Source organism: Syntrophomonas palmitatica JCM 14374 (assembly GCF_001311885.1).
GTDB classification, from domain to species: domain Bacteria; phylum Bacillota; class Syntrophomonadia; order Syntrophomonadales; family Syntrophomonadaceae; genus Syntrophomonas_A; species Syntrophomonas_A palmitatica.
In genome coordinates, this window is the sequence record NZ_BBCE01000017.1 from 43,589 (window position 1) to 60,551 (window position 16,963).

Here is a 16,963-nt window from a genome sequence, read left to right on the forward strand (position 1 = left end):
GAAGTTATCCAGGATGATCGAGTGAACCAGATGATCGTCTCGTCATCGCCCCATATGTTTGCGGATACTTCGATTCAAAAGATAATGTGGACCGTTAATCTGACTCTGCTTCCGGCTGTGCTCTTTTCCATTTATCACTTCGGAATGCAGGCTTTAGTAACGCTCCTGGCGGGAAGTTTGTCGGCGGTCGTTTTTGAAGCCCTCACCCAGAAGATACTAAAAAAGAAGGTTACCATAGATGACGGCAGCGCGTTTTTGTGCGGACTGCTTCTGGCTATGTGTCTTCCTCCCGCGGTCCCGTTATTTGTTCCGATCGTGGGATCATTTATTGCCATCGTGGTAGCCAAACACTCTATGGGGGGCCTGGGTTTTAACATTTTTAACCCCGCTCATATAGGCAGGGCGGCCTTGATGGTTTCCTGGCCGGTAGTAATGACAACCTGGACCTCAATTACCACCAGAGCAGATGTCACCACCAGCGCCACCCCTCTTAATATACTGAAACTGCAGGGCTATGACGCGGTGGTAAACACCTTCGGCAGCCAAACCGAATTATACAAAGCCTTGTTTTTAGGGCTGCGCAACGGATGCATCGGTGAGACCTGCGTGGTACTCCTGGTACTGGGCGGGTTGGTCCTTATCTATAAACGTATAATCGACTGGGTAGTGCCGGTAACGATGATCGGAACCGTGGGCATCCTCACCTGGATGTTCGGCGGCGCTCATGGTTTTATGTCCGGCGACCCTATTTTCCATATGATGGCAGGAGGGCTTATTATAGGCGCCTTCTTTATGGCTACCGATATGGTCACTACTCCTATTACCAGAAAGGGCAAATTAATCTTTGCGGCCGGGGCCGGCGCCATCACGGTTTTAATCAGGCTTATCGGAGGGTATCCTGAAGGCGTTTGCTATTCGATTTTGTTGATGAACTGTGTAACCCCTTTGATTGACCGTTATATTCAACCCACTCTGTATGGAAGGGGGGAGGTTAGGTAATGACAGCCGATCATACCGAAAAAAATAACAGTATATTAAAAATTGCCTTGAACCTGGCCTGTGCCTGCATCATTTCCGGAGTTATAATAGCCCTGGTTTATTATTTCACGGCTGATATCGCCAAACAAAAACAGGCCGAGCTGCAGAACCTGGCTCTCCAAAGCATAGTGCAGGAGGCTGATAAGTATACCCCCATCCAGGGTAGGCCGGGCTGTTATACTGCCACCAAGGGCGGCCAGGTAATCGCCTATATAATTCCGGCGGAAAGCAAGGGTTATGCCGGACCGGTTAAACTCTTGGTAGCGGTAGGACCAGACAACAAGGTTATCAGGTACACTATAATTGAATCTAAGGAAACCCCCGGTTTGGGCGATAAAGCGGCCAAGCCGGAGTTTGCCGATCAATTCGCCGGGAAAACAGCAGATGAACTGAAGGTTAATAAAGACGGCGGAACCATTCAGGCCATCAGCGGCGCGACCATAACCTCGAGGGCTGTGACCAGGGCGGTAAAAAACGCGGTTGATGAAGCAGCGAGTATAACGAAGGGAGGAAAATAGGATGAAAGGATATTGGAACATCTTTTCGAAAGGACTGGTCCTGGAGAATCCGATCTTCGTACTGGCATTAAGTCTCTGTCCCGCCTTGGCAGTGACCACTTCCGTGGTTAATGCATTGACCATGGGACTTACCGTTACTTTTGTCATATCCATGAATAATCTAGTGGTATCACTGTTCCGCAACTGGGTTAACCCCAAGGTGCGGGTGCCGATTTATATTACTTCCATTGCGACCATAGTAACAGTGGCCGAATTATTACTGAAGGCCTTTGCGCCCTTGCTTTATAAAGAGTTGGGCATATACCTTTCTCTGGTGGTGGTATTTGCTATCATACTGGCCAGAGCTGAGGTTTTTGCTTCCAAAAACGGCCCCTGGCCCTCATTTATTGATGGTTTCGGCATGGGCTGCGGTTTTACGATTGCCATGCTTATTATCGGGGTGATACGCGAGTTATTTGGGAACGGTACCATCTTGGGCTACACTGTCTTGGGAAGCTGGTATCCGCCAGCCCTGATTTTCATTATGGCCCCGGGCGCTTCATCCTCATCGGCTACCTGGTAGGCGCCTGGAATATTTGGAGTCAACGCATTGAAAAGGCTAAAGCTGAAAGAGGTGAGACAATATGAGTGAATATTTACTACTCTTTATGGGGGCAGTTGTAATTAACAACTTCGTCTTGACACGGTTCTTGGGTTTATGTATTTTCTTTGGCGTTTCGAAAAACTTTGATGCCTCGGCCGGAATGGGCATGGCGGTAACCGCGGTTATAACCCTCAGTTCCATATTTGCCTGGCTGGTTCACCATTATATCCTGGTGCCGTTGAATTTTACCTTCTTAACAACGATCGTATTCGTTCTCCTGATCGCCAGCTTTGTACAGCTGCTGGAAATGGTGGTGAAGAAGTATACCCCGAATCTGCACCGTATGTGGGGTATTTACCTGCTCTTGATTGCTACCAACTGCGTGGTACTGGGTGTGCCGCTGATCAATGTTGAATCCGATTTTACTCTGGCCAAAAGTATAGTCAATGCGTTCGGTTCCGGCGTTGGTTTTGCCCTGGCCATTGTCTTGATGGCCAGCTGCCGCGAGAAATTGAGACTGGCGGATGTACCGAAATCACTGGACGGATTGGGAGTGGCTTTTATTATTGCCGGATGCCTGGCTTTGTCGTTTTTAGGTTTTTCCGGAATGATCAAATAGAAAGGAGGGCGCACATAGCATGAATGTAATATTAACGGTTATTGCGGTCATGGCCGGTGTAGGAATATTTTTCGGCCTGGTTTTAGCTTTTGCCAATAAAAAATTTGCCGTTGAAATGAATCCTTTGATTCATGTGGTCGAAGATATTCTGCCCAAGGGTCAATGCGGGGCCTGCGGGTTTGCGGGATGCGCCGCCTACGCCGAGGCTGTGGTTCTGGACAAGGACGTTGCCCCCAACCTGTGTATACCTGGAAAAAAGGCTATAGCTGATCAGGTGGCCAAACTAACCGGAAAAGCAGCCGCGGAAATCGAGCCCCGGTTTGCTTTTGTTAAATGCGCGGAACCGATTGTCACGGCTAATAAGAAATATATTTATTCTGGAGTTAATGACTGTCTGGCGGCTTCCCTGCTGCTTAATGGTCCCAAGGTATGTGAAGATGGCTGTATTGGCCTGGGGAACTGCGTGCAGGCATGTATGTTTGACGCCATTGCTTTGAATGATCAGGGACTGCCGGTGGTCAATAAGGATAAGTGCACCGGCTGCGGAAAATGCGCGGAGGCCTGCCCGAAAGGCGTCATCGAGATGATTTCTCCTGACGCTCCGGTAGCGGTATACTGCAACTCGCATGAAAAAGGCGCTGGCGTACGCAAGAACTGCAAAATTGCCTGTATAGGCTGCGGTTTGTGCGGCAAACAGTGTCCCTACGGAGCCATCAAGATAGTGAATAACCTGGCTGTGGTCGACTCAAGCATCTGCCTGGAAAAATGCAGTGAAATCGTCTGCCTGGATAAATGCCCGACCAACGCGATCAGGACCTATAAAATTCCTCCAATGGAGATATCGCAGGCGGTCTGATTTTAACAGATATAATAAGCAGAGACTAATAAGAAAATAGCCACAGATTAGGATTGGGTTTTTACGGGGAGGAGTGGCTGATACGAAGATTAAGTGCGGGGTTCTGGATATGAAAAAAAGCTTATGCGCATTATTGATCTTGAGCATATTAGTCTTTTCTGCGGCAGGCTGCGGTTTTGGCCAGCCCAAACCGGTTCAAACCGAGGAGTTTGCGCTGGGAACCATCATCAATCAACAGGTGTATGGTTCCAATGCAAAGAAGGCCGCCGAAGAAGTATCGGCCCGGATAAAAGAATTTGACGCCTTGTGGACTATCAATCAGCCCGGCGGAGATATCAATAAACTCAACCGTCATGCGGGTCAAGGGTATGTCAAATTGAAACCAGAAACCATTAATATATTGATGAAGGCCCGCCAGATTGCTGATTTAAGCGGCGGAGCCGCTTTCGATATTACGGTGGCCCCGCTGGTAAAAGCCTGGGGGATTGGTACTGATCATCCCAGGGTAATATCAGATGAAGAGGTAAGCCGGCTTCTTACCCTGGTCAATTACCGGGATGTTCAGATTAACGAAGCGACCGGTTCAGCCAGTTTGGCTAAAACGGGACAGATGGTCGACCTGGGCGGCATCGCCAAGGGGTATTTAGGCGATCTGGCTATACAAATATATAAGAAAAACGGGATCACCTCAGCTTTCGCCAATTTGGGCGGCAATGTGGTTGTACTGGGCGGCAAACCGGATGGAACCCCGTGGAAGGTTGGCGTCCAAAATCCCCGGAGTCAGACGGGCGATATAGTTGGTGTGGTTGATGTTATTGACAAAGCGGTGGTTACGTCCGGGGACTATCAACGCTATTTTGTCAAGGACGGCAAGCGCTATTGCCATATTTTCAACCCTAAAACCGGCTATCCCGCAGACAGCGGCCTGATGAGCGTGACCATAATAGCCTCGTCATCAACCGATGCCGATGGATTATCCAAAGCTTATGTACTGGGCCTTCAAAAGGGACTGGACCTGGTTAAGCGATATGGCAAGGCCGAAGCTATATTTATTACCAACGATAAAAAAATATACGTTACACCTGGATTAAAAGGGAAATTTCACTTAGAGGACGTATCTAATGAATATACCTGTATTCAAATCAGGTGACAAGATATTAATTATCTGTATGGTAGTAATAGCTGTTCTCTATATGGCCTGGAATACTTTTGAAGTTGATTCCAAGCAGCAATTGACTGCGGTCATTACCCATGAAAGCAAGCTGGTTAAAAAAATCAATCTCAGTAATCTGAACCAGCCCGAATATATTAATGTGGATGAAGAAGGTATTCATCAGGTTATCAAGGCCGAAAAAGGAAGAATAAGGTTTTTAGAATCTAACTGCCCGCATAAATTCTGCGTAAAAACCGGCTGGCTGAACAAACCGGGAGACAGAGCGGTTTGTATTCCCTCCCGAGTAGTTATTACCATTACCGGAAACAATAAAAAGGTAGACACTTTAGCATACTGATCGGATGAACCTATGAATAAGAAAAAAAAAGATGCCATCATCATTATTCTAATTTGTAATGCCATACTAATTTCGTTATTAGAATTGATCATCCCCATACCGGTTCCAATACCCGGAGTTAAGCTTGGATTAGCCAATATTATCACCATAATAGCGATTGCCTTCTTAGATTTCAAGGATGTTCTGCTGATTGTATTTCTGAGATGTGTAGTAGTTGCGGTTTTGAGCAAAGGTATTACTGTGCTGCCCTTCAGCTTGACCGGAGGACTTCTAAGCGCCATAGCCATGTGGCTGCTGTACAAAAAGGCCTGGCGGTTGTTTAGTATCAAGGGCATCAGCGTAGTTGGGGCTATTGTTCATAATACCGCCCAACTGCTGGTGGCTTCTGTAATACTGGGAGAGACGGTTGTTTTTTATTATATTCCCGTACTCCTTATCTCCGCGGTTGTAACTGGTTTGATCACGGGAAGCATCAGTGAGTTGACGGTTGGCGAGATCGAGAAAAAGGGTATTTTTAAGGATATTTTGCAGTGATTCCGGGATGTGAGTTATTTGCCGGGAGATTCAGCCATTTTAGAAGATAGATATGTTGAGATTGACGCCGGGATAAAAACTATCCTGGCCATATTGCTGGCCCTACTTACGTCTTTATGCACCAGCGGGCTGGAACTGGTGTATTTCTCATTATACCTGCTGTTAGTCACGTTTTTATTGGGAAGTAATTTTCGTTTTATTTTGAAAAACCTGGCCGCTTATGGAATATTCATCGTATTTCCTTACCTCTGCGGATTGCTGTTTTCATTTCTTATACAAAAGCTTTTTCCCGGACCACCCTATTTTTTTAACTACGAGGCCACCTTTATACGAATGGTAAAAATATTTTTCATCTGGTATATCGGCAGCTTGTATTTTTTCACTACTCCTATTCAGCCCATCACAGAAATGCTGAGCAAGGTCCTTTCTCCCTTAAATTCACTGGGTATTCCGGTGGCAAAACATTTGCATATGGCAAGGGTTATAGTGAACGAATTGACCCGGTCTGTAAGTCAATTCAAACAGGATATTTTGGAGCAGGTACGGCAGGTTTTTAAGAATAACGATCTTGGTTTTAAATCCAAACTAAAAGAATTGTCCAACATTCTGGCTGCATTTATCGCCAATTCTTTGCAGCATACCGATGAAATACAAACGCGACTCGAAGTGTCCAGCGAAAACGATTACCATTATAAATTTAAAATTGCTAAAAACGAAATCCTGGCGGTGCTAAGTTTTATTGTTTTTTTATTATTGTTCCTTGCATACAAGCCGTTATTAATTTCATGAGATCCTTCGAGACTATATGGTCCAATATGTGTTATCCGACTCAAAGCTCACTTTTTCGATTACTGTTTCAATCCACGCGCTTACGCAAGATGCGACTTGTGTAATAATGCTCTGTATAAGGTTAAATGGGTTTCAATCCACGCGCTTACGCAAGATGCGACACGTTGCCAGACAATACGTCAATCGCACATCATTAGTTTCAATCCACGCGCCTACGCGAGATGCGACGAAGATATTGGTTGATAACGAAAACGATGCCATGTTTCAATCCACGCGCTTACGCAAGATGCGACAGGCTCCCTAGCCGTTCGTCATGGACTGATGGAAGTTTCAATCCACGCGCTTACGCAAGATGCGACTTTCTTCTTCGGTGATTTCTTCGTCTGCCCGGTTGTTTCAATCCACGCGCTTACGCAAGATGCGACAATGTGGGCGGCTTTTTATTCCCATTATTACAGTTTCAATCCACGCGCTTACGCAAGATGCGACGCAAAAGTAAATCAAGCCACGCTTCAAATTTTGAGTTTCAATCCACGCGCTTACGCAAGATGCGACATTAGAACAACAGTACGGCATATACTTGCAAACCGTTTCAATCCACGCGCTTACGCAAGATGCGACTGAATATTCCACCCCAATATGGATTGGGGGCATCAGTTTCAATCCACGCGCTTACGCAAGATGCGACAACGAATTGCCTTAACAAGTAAACCATTTAAAATGTTTCAATCCACGCGCTTACGCAAGATGCGACGTAGACAATGCCAACCTAAAAAGGGCAATAAAAAAGTTTCAATCCACGCGCTTACGCAAGATGCGACGAAATATCGGCGGTGTTTGGTTGAGGTTGCTCTTGGTTTCAATCCACGCGCTTACGCAAGATGCGACATGACGGACGAAAACCCATAACCCCAGGCTTCAGTTTCAATCCACGCGCTTACGCAAGATGCGACGGCTTATGACGCTTATATGTCAGCAAGGCAATATGTTTCAATCCACGCGCTTACGCAAGATGCGACAAACCAGTAAATAAACAAAAATTTCGACAGAGAAGTTTCAATCCACGCGCTTACGCAAGATGCGACGCTTATTGTGTGTTGTTTTTTAGGGTAGGGTGTATGTTTCAATCCACGCGCTTACGCAAGATGCGACGAGATGGACAGAACTTGACATCAATAAACTACCAGTTTCAATCCACGCGCTTACGCAAGATGCGACTACATCATAAATTCCATAATTGCCGGCATAAATGTTTCAATCCACGCGCTTACGCAAGATGCGACCCTGATGCAATGACCATTGTTGGATGTGGTCAAGTTTCAATCCACGCGCTTACGCAAGATGCGACGTCTGCAACTTGTTCATCAGCAAGCAAATAAGCGGTTTCAATCCACGCGCTTACGCAAGATGCGACCATTGAAGGTGTGTTTGCACCGTTCAACAAGCATGTTTCAATCCACGCGCTTACGCAAGATGCGACTAATATCTGCTCCGGGAAATCCTTCCACTTTGTTGTTTCAATCCACGCGCTTACGCAAGATGCGACAAAGATATGACATGTAGGGGTTTTAAGTTTGAGGTTTCAATCCACGCGCTTACGCAAGATGCGACCGATAAAATAAGGCATGGCGCAATTACCGATCAAGTTTCAATCCACGCGCTTACGCAAGATGCGACGCTAGGGTTTGCTGTTGGGTCTGAATATCGTTTTGTTTCAATCCACGCGCTTACGCAAGATGCGACTAACGGTCTTTACTGCACTTGCCTTGCTGGACAGTTTCAATCCACGCGCTTACGCAAGATGCGACTTTTGTGTAGGGTGTTGAACAATACCTTCAAACATGTTTCAATCCACGCGCTTACGCAAGATGCGACGTTCTTTAAGAATCAAACGATTAACCCTCCTTCGGTTTCAATCCACGCGCTTACGCAAGATGCGACGCTTGACAAAATCAATGACCTAGAAAACAGACTAGTTTCAATCCACGCGCTTACGCAAGATGCGACAAAATGCATACGACATACAGGTTAAAACGACAAAGTTTCAATCCACGCGCTTACGCAAGATGCGACTGTAAAAATTGGGATGGAAGTAAATGAAATTTGTGTTTCAATCCACGCGCTTACGCAAGATGCGACACGCTGGAGCTGATGCAACATTCGATCTTCAGTTTGGTTTCAATCCACGCGCTTACGCAAGATGCGACGGTGACAATACTGGCAACAGTTGACATAGATTTAAGTTTCAATCCACGCGCTTACGCAAGATGCGACCCTCATTGTGGTGCACCGTGGGAACGGGTTGTTGTTTCAATCCACGCGCTTACGCAAGATGCGACACCACACCAATGCTAAAACTGCCTGTGCGAACCGGTTTCAATCCACGCGCTTACGCAAGATGCGACTAATTCCCGCCAATCTCAACCCGCAAATACTACAGTTTCAATCCACGCGCTTACGCAAGATGCGACAGCGGTTCTGTATTGCCGCATCCGCAATGTTTTATTACTCAGTTTCGCGCGAACCCTTTCGGGCCGCGTGGTATTGATGGCATTTCGCCAAGGTCGCCGTAGCGTTAGAGAAGCGTTAGCCTTTCCTTTCGGCCACTTCGCTCTTTTAGGGCACCTAACTGCCCTGGCGCGCGAAACAGAGTAAATTATGTCAGGCTTTAAAGCGATATGACTTGTTTTGTTGTCAAAGACCTTTTTTATAACTTGGGGTTCGCGATTATTTTGCTTTTCTAATTTTCTTTGGTTTCAAAATATTAGTACTTCCGCAAACCTCGCAGGTATTTCCTGAAGCCTGTATGTGACCACATTCTTTACAGGTTATACTGCGGTAAGGAATACCTAGTTCTAAACACTTCTCCATTATTATCTGGTCGATGTACGGTGTGGATATGTTTTTTGCCGCATTGTAGTCTGCGTTTACGTTTTCTTTTTTTACTATGCCGCCACATTCCTCACAAACATCCCCGGATACTTGGACGTGCCTGCAGTTAATACATATAGTCCTACTGCCGTAACCGCATTGTTTACATTCAAATACTGCCTGTGATGAACGGTTGGTTTTTTCAATATACCCGCACATCGAACACCTTTGGGATGTATATTGGGGGTTTATTGCAACAACGGTAATGCCATGTTCCTTGGCTTTATTAACAATTTTTGTCTGCAGGTCGTAATAAGGCCAGTTCTTGAGAAATTTACTGCCTGTTGTGTCAGCTATACCTTCAAGGTTTTCGATTTGGATTGTCCCACAGCCTTGCTTAATAGCAGCTTCTACAATTCGATTTGCATAGCGGTGGTTTATTGTATCCCTAAAATTCTTTTCCTTCTCGCTCAATGTTTCTATGGGTTTTAACGCCCTTTTGCGCCCATGTCCTTTACGGGCGTCCCCTGAATGTTTGATTTGATTTTGGATGGACACCCTGCGAGCTCGTATCATTTTGCGGAAATGTTCTATTTCCCCACCGTCGATACAGCCTCTTTTATAAGAACTATTAAACGCCCAGTAAACAGCTTTTGCAACGCCAAGGTCTACTCCCATGACTTTATCAGGGTCGAGGACTGTCTCATGTGTAGGGAATGTATAGGGTATGATGCAATACCATTTCCCCTGGTGGTCTTTCTTGATTTGGAGTTGTCCTTGCGTGTATGATTTACTACTGTCAATATGGTCCTTACTCATAATACGGTCGAATATCATACGGGTTGATGAGTCTCTAACTGCTACCAGAAAATACCTATGAGTGCCTTTACCACTATCCTTGGAGTATTCCTTGGAGTATAACTGTACGTCTATTATGTATTTGTTCTTATTTTTTATTAATTTATAAATGTTATTTTGCAGCCGGATTGGTGCTGTTGTTATCTTATATGTAGGCATTGAGATTTGGTTCCGATAAATGAGTTTAGCGTTGCGTTTCCAAACATCTTTAGCGTGGTTTACTATTTGGTTCGCTACCTTACCTGGTAATTCAGGATGGAGAAGTTTAGTTTTATGATACATAGCGTTATATAAGTCTTTTGAGGAAATACGGTCTTCCTTGGGCATTGAAAAGTAATTATACAGGTCGCGCAGACACATATTCCCCGCTTCAGCGCAGAATCTGGACATAGTAGACAAATCTTTGCGCCAGTTATCATCCTGCTTTGTGCATTCGGGGTCTAAAAACATATCCAGTATCTTTAATTTTATTGCTTTTACCGATTCGCCCATCAACAGAATACCCCTCTCAATGTCAAATTATATACTAACAAACATATTGTGTCAAAAAAGGGGTTTGACTTATAACTGATCTGCCACCAGACTCCGGTTAGGTATAGGGATTTATTAGTTGCATCTTAGCTGTACGAGCCACGTAATTTTAACCGAGTTTTTTATCGGGTTAAGGATAAGGCAGGTATCAAAGAATTTAATTTACATGGCTTGAGGCACACTTTTGTTATGCGGCTACTGGAATTGGACGTAAATCAAAAAATTATTCAAGAATTTGTGGGGCAGGTCAGTTAGTACCACTACTGATGATTATGCGCACGTTCTTTGGGAACTTATGCTGATAACAACAGATGAACTAAACGATAATATTAAAGACAGAAAAATCCTTCTACAAAAGAAGGATAAAAACAGAGAAATAAAACTATATTCCTTTTTATCCAGGGCTGCATCCTGGATAAATTTTATTTTCCGGTTGCAGTATTTTTTGGTATAGCAATTGCTTCAAATATCTGGTGGAGACGATGGGATTCGAACCCACGACCCCCTCGTTGCGAACGAGGTGCTCTCCCAGCTGAGCCACGCCCCCACTCCAGAACAAAAACTATTATATCATATAATGAGGGATATTAAAGGTATTTCACAATTTAAAGCTGGCGCAGGTATATATCCATTATCCGATCTTTGCTGTGCCAGCCCGTATCAGTAACTTCAAAATCAACGTTTTTGATTTTTACAATAGATCCTATAAGGTTTTGGCTGCTTCCGTCATAAGTGAAACGGTTGGGGTCGGTAACCACAATTTGATCAAAGGTAATCCACTTGCGATTGGTATAAATGGTTACATCATTATTAGCGCCGTCCTGATATACTTGACTGTTTTTATAGAATACATACCGCAGGGGCTGCGAAGAACTGGAGGCCGTATTATCGGATACCCTTATAATCGTATAGCCCTGCTTGCTGTCAAAGTCTATTTCATCTATTGCACATATTTTCCCATCGTAACTGCATTTAAAAGTCGAGTCCAGGGGATACTGCTTACCACCAAGGCGCAGCAGGTTGCGGCTTACTACCATTATGGTGTTTAAATCATAAACTACATTGTCCTTTAATATTCTCACGCTCGCCATATCCCGGTAGGTATCATTTATTTTTACCAGATTGGCATCGGTTCCTTTTAGCAGATAGAAAACCAATTTGCTTTGCAGCATGGAGATGTGATCGATTTTATATTGCATATCATCTATTAACATGATTACTTGACTCGACGGATAGGTCTTATCGCTAATTGTGAATTTGCCAGAGGCGTCAATATTGACTTCTGACAGGTGATAAAGTTTGGTGTCAATAATAAAGTCGATATTCCTGATTCCGGCCAGATTAAGTATATTGGTGCCTTCAAATATAGTGGATATATCACTGAATTTAAGTCCATTCACTATAACCCGGTTGGTAGAACTTAGTTGCGGGATGGTATCGGTCGAAGACAGAGTAAGCTTAATTATATCGTAATAGTTGCCGCCAAGATCGATGGTAATCTTGTTTGTGAGCAGGGAATATTTTGTTCCGTTTAGTTCAACTGTGCTGCCGTCAATAACCTTCAAATCGCCCAGGTAGGCATTTGTATTGGCTGAGTTTATATAGACCTTAATAAAATCTGGATCATATTTTCTGCCGTCCGTTGTGATGCTGCCCATTTTCCGCGCACCAGGGAAAACTACCAGCCGGTTGTTGTTGACACCTATCTGGTTTACCACATAGCGGCAGTTGCCAACAATAATATCCAGGTTGCTTAAAGAACTATCCAGGGCATAACGGTACTGGTTATTCACATAAAGGTAGCCATTCACTACGGCCAGAGACGAAACCGTAATGCTGCTGCCTAAAGAGGCTTTGAAAACCAGTGGTGTTGACGCCAGGTTATAGATTTCATCGCCAATGGCCAGGGATGTGAAATTACCGTTAATGTTTGTTGGTGAGGCTGTTGTCGCAGGTGCCGTTGCAGCCCCTGACTTTTCTAGGTAATTCAGCATTAACTTGCACATCTGCGCGCGGGTGACTTCGGTAAAAGGCTGAAAACTGCCATCAGGATAGCCGCTGAGCAGGCCAAGTTCGCTGGCGACTTTTATGTATCCCTTGTACATGCTTTTGTTCAAGTTAGCCTGGTCTGTAAAAGTCATAGCGCCATCTTCAGGCTGCTTGCCCATGGCACGAACCAGGAAAGCGGCAGCCTCGCTGCGTTTGAGAGCGTTATCGGGTTTTAACCCGCTGGGATATTCAGATGGAATCAATAACCCTTGAGTTACGGCTTCATTTATGTAGTTCCTGGCCCAGTGTTTGGAAATGTCCGAAAAACTGTTTTTTGTATATTCTGTGGGAGATATTCCTAAACAAGATAACAAAACCCGTATAAATTCGGCCTTGCTGACTGTTTTGTCCGGTTTAAATGTGCCATCGGGATAACCTGATATGTTGCCTGAGTTACTCATGCTGGTTATATATTCCCTGGCCCAGTGGCTGCTGATATCGGGAAAACTTGAACCAGCGGCCAAACACGGCTGTCCCGCAGACATCAATCCCAGCATAATGATAAGAACTATGGCGATATTTTTTTTCATACTCAACCTCCCTGTAGAAATAGACATTATATAAACAATTGAAACGTCAAAGCTTATATACTATTACGATAATTATTTTAAAAACCCTTCATTTTGCAGTTAGCAAATTTCAAAACCTCTCCATCCAGTCGCATTGCCATTTGCCATCAATCTTTTGCATATCATTTTCATTGGCGGTTACTTTGGTTACCAAATTGCAGTTTAAAACGTTATTGCGAGCGCAGCAACAATCATGTTCGCGGGAAAAATAGTTGCCTTAAATGGATTTATCTAACTTTGAAGCCCTCCTCTGTTTTTTTTATAATTATGGTGTCAGGCATGAAGTCATTCAGATTATGCTTATCATTAAATTTATTCTTTATTGCCGCGATAACATGCAGTGACATTGTTTAAAGAATGGTTCGGTTATTATAAATAGAAAAACTTATTATAAATAGAAAAACTGTAAAATCAGATATACCTCTATACATTAGCCGGGGATAGATACTGGCTTTCCGCTTAATGAGGATAAAGCGTCTGCGAGATCACGCAGTGAGGCCAGAGTAGGCACGGATATATCCTGCAGGCTGTAGTCCAATTTTAGTAAATTCCATTTGTGGATACCCAGGGTGTGATAGGGCAGGAGTTCGATTTTTTGAATATGTTCGAGTCGTTGCAGCATAAGCGCCATTTCTTTCACATCGCTGCTGCTGTCTGTCCACCCGGGTACCACGACATATCTAATCCATATGGGAACGGAACGATCGTCTAAAAGCTTCAGGTTGGAAATGTTTTGTTCATTGCCCATGCCGGTTAAAGCCAGGCAAATTTTACTGTTAATAGACTTTATGTCGGCCAGGACCAGCCTGGTATAGGGAATTATTTCTTCCACTTTGCAGGAAGCCACATTGAGCGAGGTATCTACAGCTGTATGAATGTCATTTTCCTGGCACGCTTTAAGGACTTTGCCAAGGAAGCCATGCTGCAGCAGAGGTTCTCCCCCGGAAAAAGTCACCCCCCCTCCCGATGCTTCAAAGTAGGGTTTCCCTCTACTTATTACGGATATGACTTCTTGTACAGTCATTTCTTGCACAGTTGGACTATTTACTGCCCAAGTATCCGGATTTTGGCAGTATTTGCAGCGCAGGTTACAGCCCTGCATGAATACCACTGTACGAATTCCAGGCCCATCTACGGTGCTAAAGGTGTCTATCGAATGTATCCTGCCTATCATATAATTGCTCCCAAGTCTAATTGGCTACAGATTTTCACAGAGGGTATTGGGTTTTATTAGCCTATTTTTACGTTGTTAATTATGAGCGCAAGATGTTGCTTGCCTTAAGGCAAACAAAAAATGTTATCTGTGGCTATCTTAAAATTTTCGATAGAAGGTGCGGGCGATTATTTCTTCCTGCAATTCGCGGCTAAGTTTGGTAAAATGCACTGCGTATCCGGAAACGCGTATCGTCAGGTCAGCATATTCTTCCGGATGTTGCATGGCTTTTATCAAGGTTTCAGGGTCTAATACATTTACGTTCATATGATGCGCGCCCTGCGAAAAATAGCCCTGCAAAAGGGCCAGAAGATTATTTATTTTCTCTATTTCGCTCTTACCCAGGGATTCGGGAACGATAGAGAAGGTCAGTGAAATACCGTCACGAGCGTAACTATAGGGTAGTTTGGCCAGTGAGTTTAACCCTGCCAAAGCCCCCATCTTTTCACGGCCATGCACTGGATTAGCTCCTGGGGCCAGGGCTTCGCCGCGTTTGCGGCCATCTGGAGTATCTCCGGTATGTTTGCCATACATTACATTGGAGGTAATAGTAAGGATGGAAAGGGTATGCTGGGCGTTCCGATAGGCAGTGTGTTTTTGCAGGCTGCAGCTAAAATCTTTTATCAATTGAACAGCAATAGAATCAACACGATCATCGTCATTGCCGAAACAGGGAAAATCACCTTCAGATTGAAAAGCGGCCGCCAAACCGCGTTCATCTTTTATAACCTTTACCCGACCATAGCGTATAGCGCTGAGGGAGTCGGCGGTGACGGATAAACCGGCCAGGCCGAATGCCATATAATAGTGAAGTTTGCTGTCATGCAAGGCCATCTGCAGGCTTTCATAAGCGTAACGGTCATGCATAAAGTGGATGACGTTCATGGTGTTCACGTACAGACGGGTTAACCATTCCATTTGAACTTGCAGCCGGTGCATCACCTGCTGGTAATCCAGGTATTCTTCTTCATAAACCGGCATTTCCACCCCAACCTGTTCGCCGGTAATTTCATCACGACCTCCGTTTATGGCATAAAGCAGTAGTTTGGCCAGGTTGCAGCGGGCGCCAAATAACTGGGTTTCTTTACCCAGGCGCATGGCGGACACGCAGCAGGCTATGGCGTAATCATCACCATAATAATCCCGCATTAAATCATCATTTTCATACTGCAGGGCACAGGTCTGGATGGAAAGCTCGGCGCAGAATTCCAGAAAGGGACGGGGCAGCCGCTGTGACCAGAGGATGGTCATGTTTGGTTCAGGGGAGGGGCCCAGGTTACGCAGGGTATTAAGGAACCTGAAACTGCTTTTGGTTACCAGGGGGCGGCCGTCAGTTCCCATGCCGCCGAGAGATTCGGTAACCCAGTTGGGATCGCCCGCAAAAAGCTCGTTATACTCAGGGGTGCGCAGATGCCTTACCAGGCGCAGTTTGATAACCAGCTGGTCAATTAGTTCCTGGGCCCTTTCTTCATTTATTCTACCCTGCTGAAGATCTCTCTCAATGTAAATATCGAGGAAGGCAGAAACCCTTCCCAGACTCATGCGGCGCCATTTTGTTCTTTTACTGCGGCCAAATAGGCAAAATACAGCCACTGTACCGCTTCCTGCGCGTTTGTCGCAGGTTGGGAGATGTCGCAGCCATAACTCCAAGCCATATCACGGGCAGCTTTCAAAGCTTCTATTTGTTTAAATATTTCTTCGCGGTGTTGAATAGAATCAGCATTCATTTCTTCCGGCATTCTGGCCAGATCGTTTTTCTTATGTTCTATTAAGAAATCTATGCCATATAGAGGAACCCGCCGGTAGTCACCAATTATTCTTCCCCGGCCGTAGGAATCAGGCAGTCCCGTGATTATTCCTACCTTGCGGGCCAGTTTCATTTCCGGGGTATATACGCTGAAAACCCCGTCATTATGGGTCGGACGGTGTTTGGCAAAAAAATCAGCCAGCTGAGGGGAAATTTTATAGCCATAAGCGCTGCAGGCATTAAGCGTGGTGCGCAGCCCTCCATAAATATTAATGGCTCTTTTTAAAGGGTAGTCGGTTTGCAGCCCGGTTATGAGTTCGAGGTCCTTATCAATATAGCCAGGGGCATGGCTGTTGATCTTTATGGGCTGGCTGGTATCAATGTCTAAGACTCCGCCATGGTTGTGTTCCTGCCGCAGCAGTTCACGGCATTTACACCATAGTTTTTTTGTTCTATCGGTTGCCGCGGACAGAAACCGGGCGTCACCTTCGTAAGGCGTATAGTTTTTATGCACAAAATCACGCACATCAATATCATCTATCCAACGCCCAGTTTTAAAATTATTCCATGCTTGCAAAACCGCACCGCCTAAATGTCATTTATGTTATTTGCATCAACTTTCGCACTTGATATATTATTATGTACGGCAAAATGCTGCTTGAACTTAAGGCAATCAT

The 16,963-nt window shown here is 44.9% G+C and carries 12 protein-coding genes, 1 tRNA gene, 2 pseudogenes and 1 CRISPR repeat array; of the genes and pseudogenes, 10 read left to right on the top strand and 5 right to left on the bottom strand.

From position 1 onward, the window contains the following. Positions 1–30 precede the first annotated feature (30 nt). From JCM14374_RS10160 to JCM14374_RS10200, 9 genes and pseudogenes are all read left to right on the top strand, one after another. Positions 31–999, top strand: coding sequence for an RnfABCDGE type electron transport complex subunit D (locus JCM14374_RS10160; RefSeq protein ID WP_054696901.1), 969 nt, complete (start codon positions 31–33; stop codon positions 997–999). Continuing rightward, positions 999–1,556 carry an RnfABCDGE type electron transport complex subunit G gene (locus tag JCM14374_RS10165; protein ID WP_054696845.1) on the top strand — a complete coding sequence of 186 codons (558 nt, stop codon included), beginning with the start codon at positions 999–1,001 and terminating at the stop codon, positions 1,554–1,556. Before JCM14374_RS10160 ends, JCM14374_RS10165 begins: the two co-directional genes overlap by 1 nt. A 1-nt stretch (position 1,557) precedes the next feature. After that, positions 1,558–2,183: pseudogene (rsxE, locus tag JCM14374_RS10170) on the top strand (electron transport complex subunit RsxE). Next, on the top strand, positions 2,180–2,758 hold the full coding sequence (locus JCM14374_RS10175) for an electron transport complex protein RnfA (protein ID WP_054696846.1): 579 nt from the start codon (positions 2,180–2,182) through the stop codon (positions 2,756–2,758). Before rsxE ends, JCM14374_RS10175 begins: the two are co-directional and overlap by 4 nt. A gap of 19 nt (positions 2,759–2,777) precedes the next feature. Then, on the top strand, positions 2,778–3,614 hold the full coding sequence (rnfB, locus tag JCM14374_RS10180; RefSeq protein ID WP_054696849.1) for an RnfABCDGE type electron transport complex subunit B: 837 nt from the start codon (positions 2,778–2,780) through the stop codon (positions 3,612–3,614). 73 nt (positions 3,615–3,687) lie between these two features. Then, entirely contained in the window at positions 3,688–4,764 is a 1,077-nt protein-coding gene (locus tag JCM14374_RS10185) for an FAD:protein FMN transferase (RefSeq protein ID WP_242848959.1), read from the top strand. A gap of 19 nt (positions 4,765–4,783) precedes the next feature. Further along, positions 4,784–5,125, top strand: a complete 342-nt coding sequence (locus JCM14374_RS10190) for a NusG domain II-containing protein (RefSeq protein ID WP_207641622.1) — start codon at positions 4,784–4,786, stop codon at positions 5,123–5,125. A 12-nt stretch (positions 5,126–5,137) separates the two neighbouring features. Next, on the top strand, positions 5,138–5,659 hold the full coding sequence (locus JCM14374_RS10195; protein WP_054696855.1) for a Gx transporter family protein: 522 nt from the start codon (positions 5,138–5,140) through the stop codon (positions 5,657–5,659). Positions 5,660–5,677: 18 nt separating this feature from the next. Then, positions 5,678–6,448 carry a hypothetical protein gene (locus JCM14374_RS10200; protein ID WP_054696857.1) on the top strand — a complete coding sequence of 257 codons (771 nt, stop codon included), beginning with the start codon at positions 5,678–5,680 and terminating at the stop codon, positions 6,446–6,448. Positions 6,449–6,512: 64 nt separating this feature from the next. After that, positions 6,513–8,919: direct repeats of the CRISPR family, unit length 32 nt; unit sequence GTTTCAATCCACGCGCTTACGCAAGATGCGAC. 256 nt (positions 8,920–9,175) lie between these two features. On the opposite strand, the gene cas12f1 is transcribed toward JCM14374_RS10200, so the two are convergent. Next, positions 9,176–10,669: a CRISPR-associated endodeoxyribonuclease Cas12f1 gene (gene cas12f1, locus JCM14374_RS10205; protein ID WP_054696859.1), complete on the bottom strand. Its 1,494-nt coding sequence runs from the start codon at positions 10,667–10,669 to the stop codon at positions 9,176–9,178. A 129-nt stretch (positions 10,670–10,798) separates the two neighbouring features. Here cas12f1 and JCM14374_RS15810 point away from each other — a divergent pair, with 129 nt between their 5' ends. Next, entirely contained in the window at positions 10,799–10,963 is a 165-nt protein-coding gene (locus JCM14374_RS15810; RefSeq protein ID WP_083454031.1) for a tyrosine-type recombinase/integrase, read from the top strand. Positions 10,964–11,179: 216 nt separating this feature from the next. Here the strand turns inward: JCM14374_RS15810 and JCM14374_RS10210 are convergent. The 4 genes and pseudogenes from JCM14374_RS10210 to pflB all read right to left on the bottom strand — a co-directional run bounded on the left by JCM14374_RS10210 (position 11,180) and on the right by pflB (position 16,863). Next, positions 11,180–11,255 (bottom strand) — tRNA-Ala (locus tag JCM14374_RS10210). A 58-nt stretch (positions 11,256–11,313) separates the two neighbouring features. Then, the gene (locus JCM14374_RS10215; RefSeq protein ID WP_054696862.1) at positions 11,314–13,287 is read right to left on the bottom strand and encodes an S-layer homology domain-containing protein; all 1,974 of its coding nucleotides are present in this window, start codon (positions 13,285–13,287) and stop codon (positions 11,314–11,316) included. Positions 13,288–13,756: 469 nt separating this feature from the next. Then, positions 13,757–14,500 (bottom strand): pyruvate formate-lyase-activating protein, encoded by a 744-nt coding sequence (gene pflA, locus JCM14374_RS10220; RefSeq protein WP_054696865.1) that lies wholly within the window; start codon positions 14,498–14,500, stop codon positions 13,757–13,759. 138 nt (positions 14,501–14,638) lie between these two features. Continuing rightward, positions 14,639–16,863, bottom strand: a pseudogene (gene pflB, locus JCM14374_RS10225) (formate C-acetyltransferase). Between the last annotated feature and the right edge of the window lie 100 nt (positions 16,864–16,963).

Coding starts and splice junctions, on each gene's coding strand:
- JCM14374_RS10160 (WP_054696901.1), top strand. CDS start 31: ATGATCGTCTCGTCATCGCCCCATATGTTTGCGGATACTTCGATTCAA.
- JCM14374_RS10165 (WP_054696845.1), top strand. CDS start 999: ATGACAGCCGATCATACCGAAAAAAATAACAGTATATTAAAAATTGCC.
- JCM14374_RS10175 (WP_054696846.1), top strand. CDS start 2,180: ATGAGTGAATATTTACTACTCTTTATGGGGGCAGTTGTAATTAACAAC.
- rnfB (WP_054696849.1), top strand. CDS start 2,778: ATGAATGTAATATTAACGGTTATTGCGGTCATGGCCGGTGTAGGAATA.
- JCM14374_RS10190 (WP_207641622.1), top strand. CDS start 4,784: ATGGTAGTAATAGCTGTTCTCTATATGGCCTGGAATACTTTTGAAGTT.
- JCM14374_RS10195 (WP_054696855.1), top strand. CDS start 5,138: ATGAATAAGAAAAAAAAAGATGCCATCATCATTATTCTAATTTGTAAT.
- cas12f1 (WP_054696859.1), bottom strand. CDS start 10,669: ATGGGCGAATCGGTAAAAGCAATAAAATTAAAGATACTGGATATGTTT.
- JCM14374_RS10215 (WP_054696862.1), bottom strand. CDS start 13,287: ATGAAAAAAAATATCGCCATAGTTCTTATCATTATGCTGGGATTGATG.
- pflA (WP_054696865.1), bottom strand. CDS start 14,500: ATGATAGGCAGGATACATTCGATAGACACCTTTAGCACCGTAGATGGG.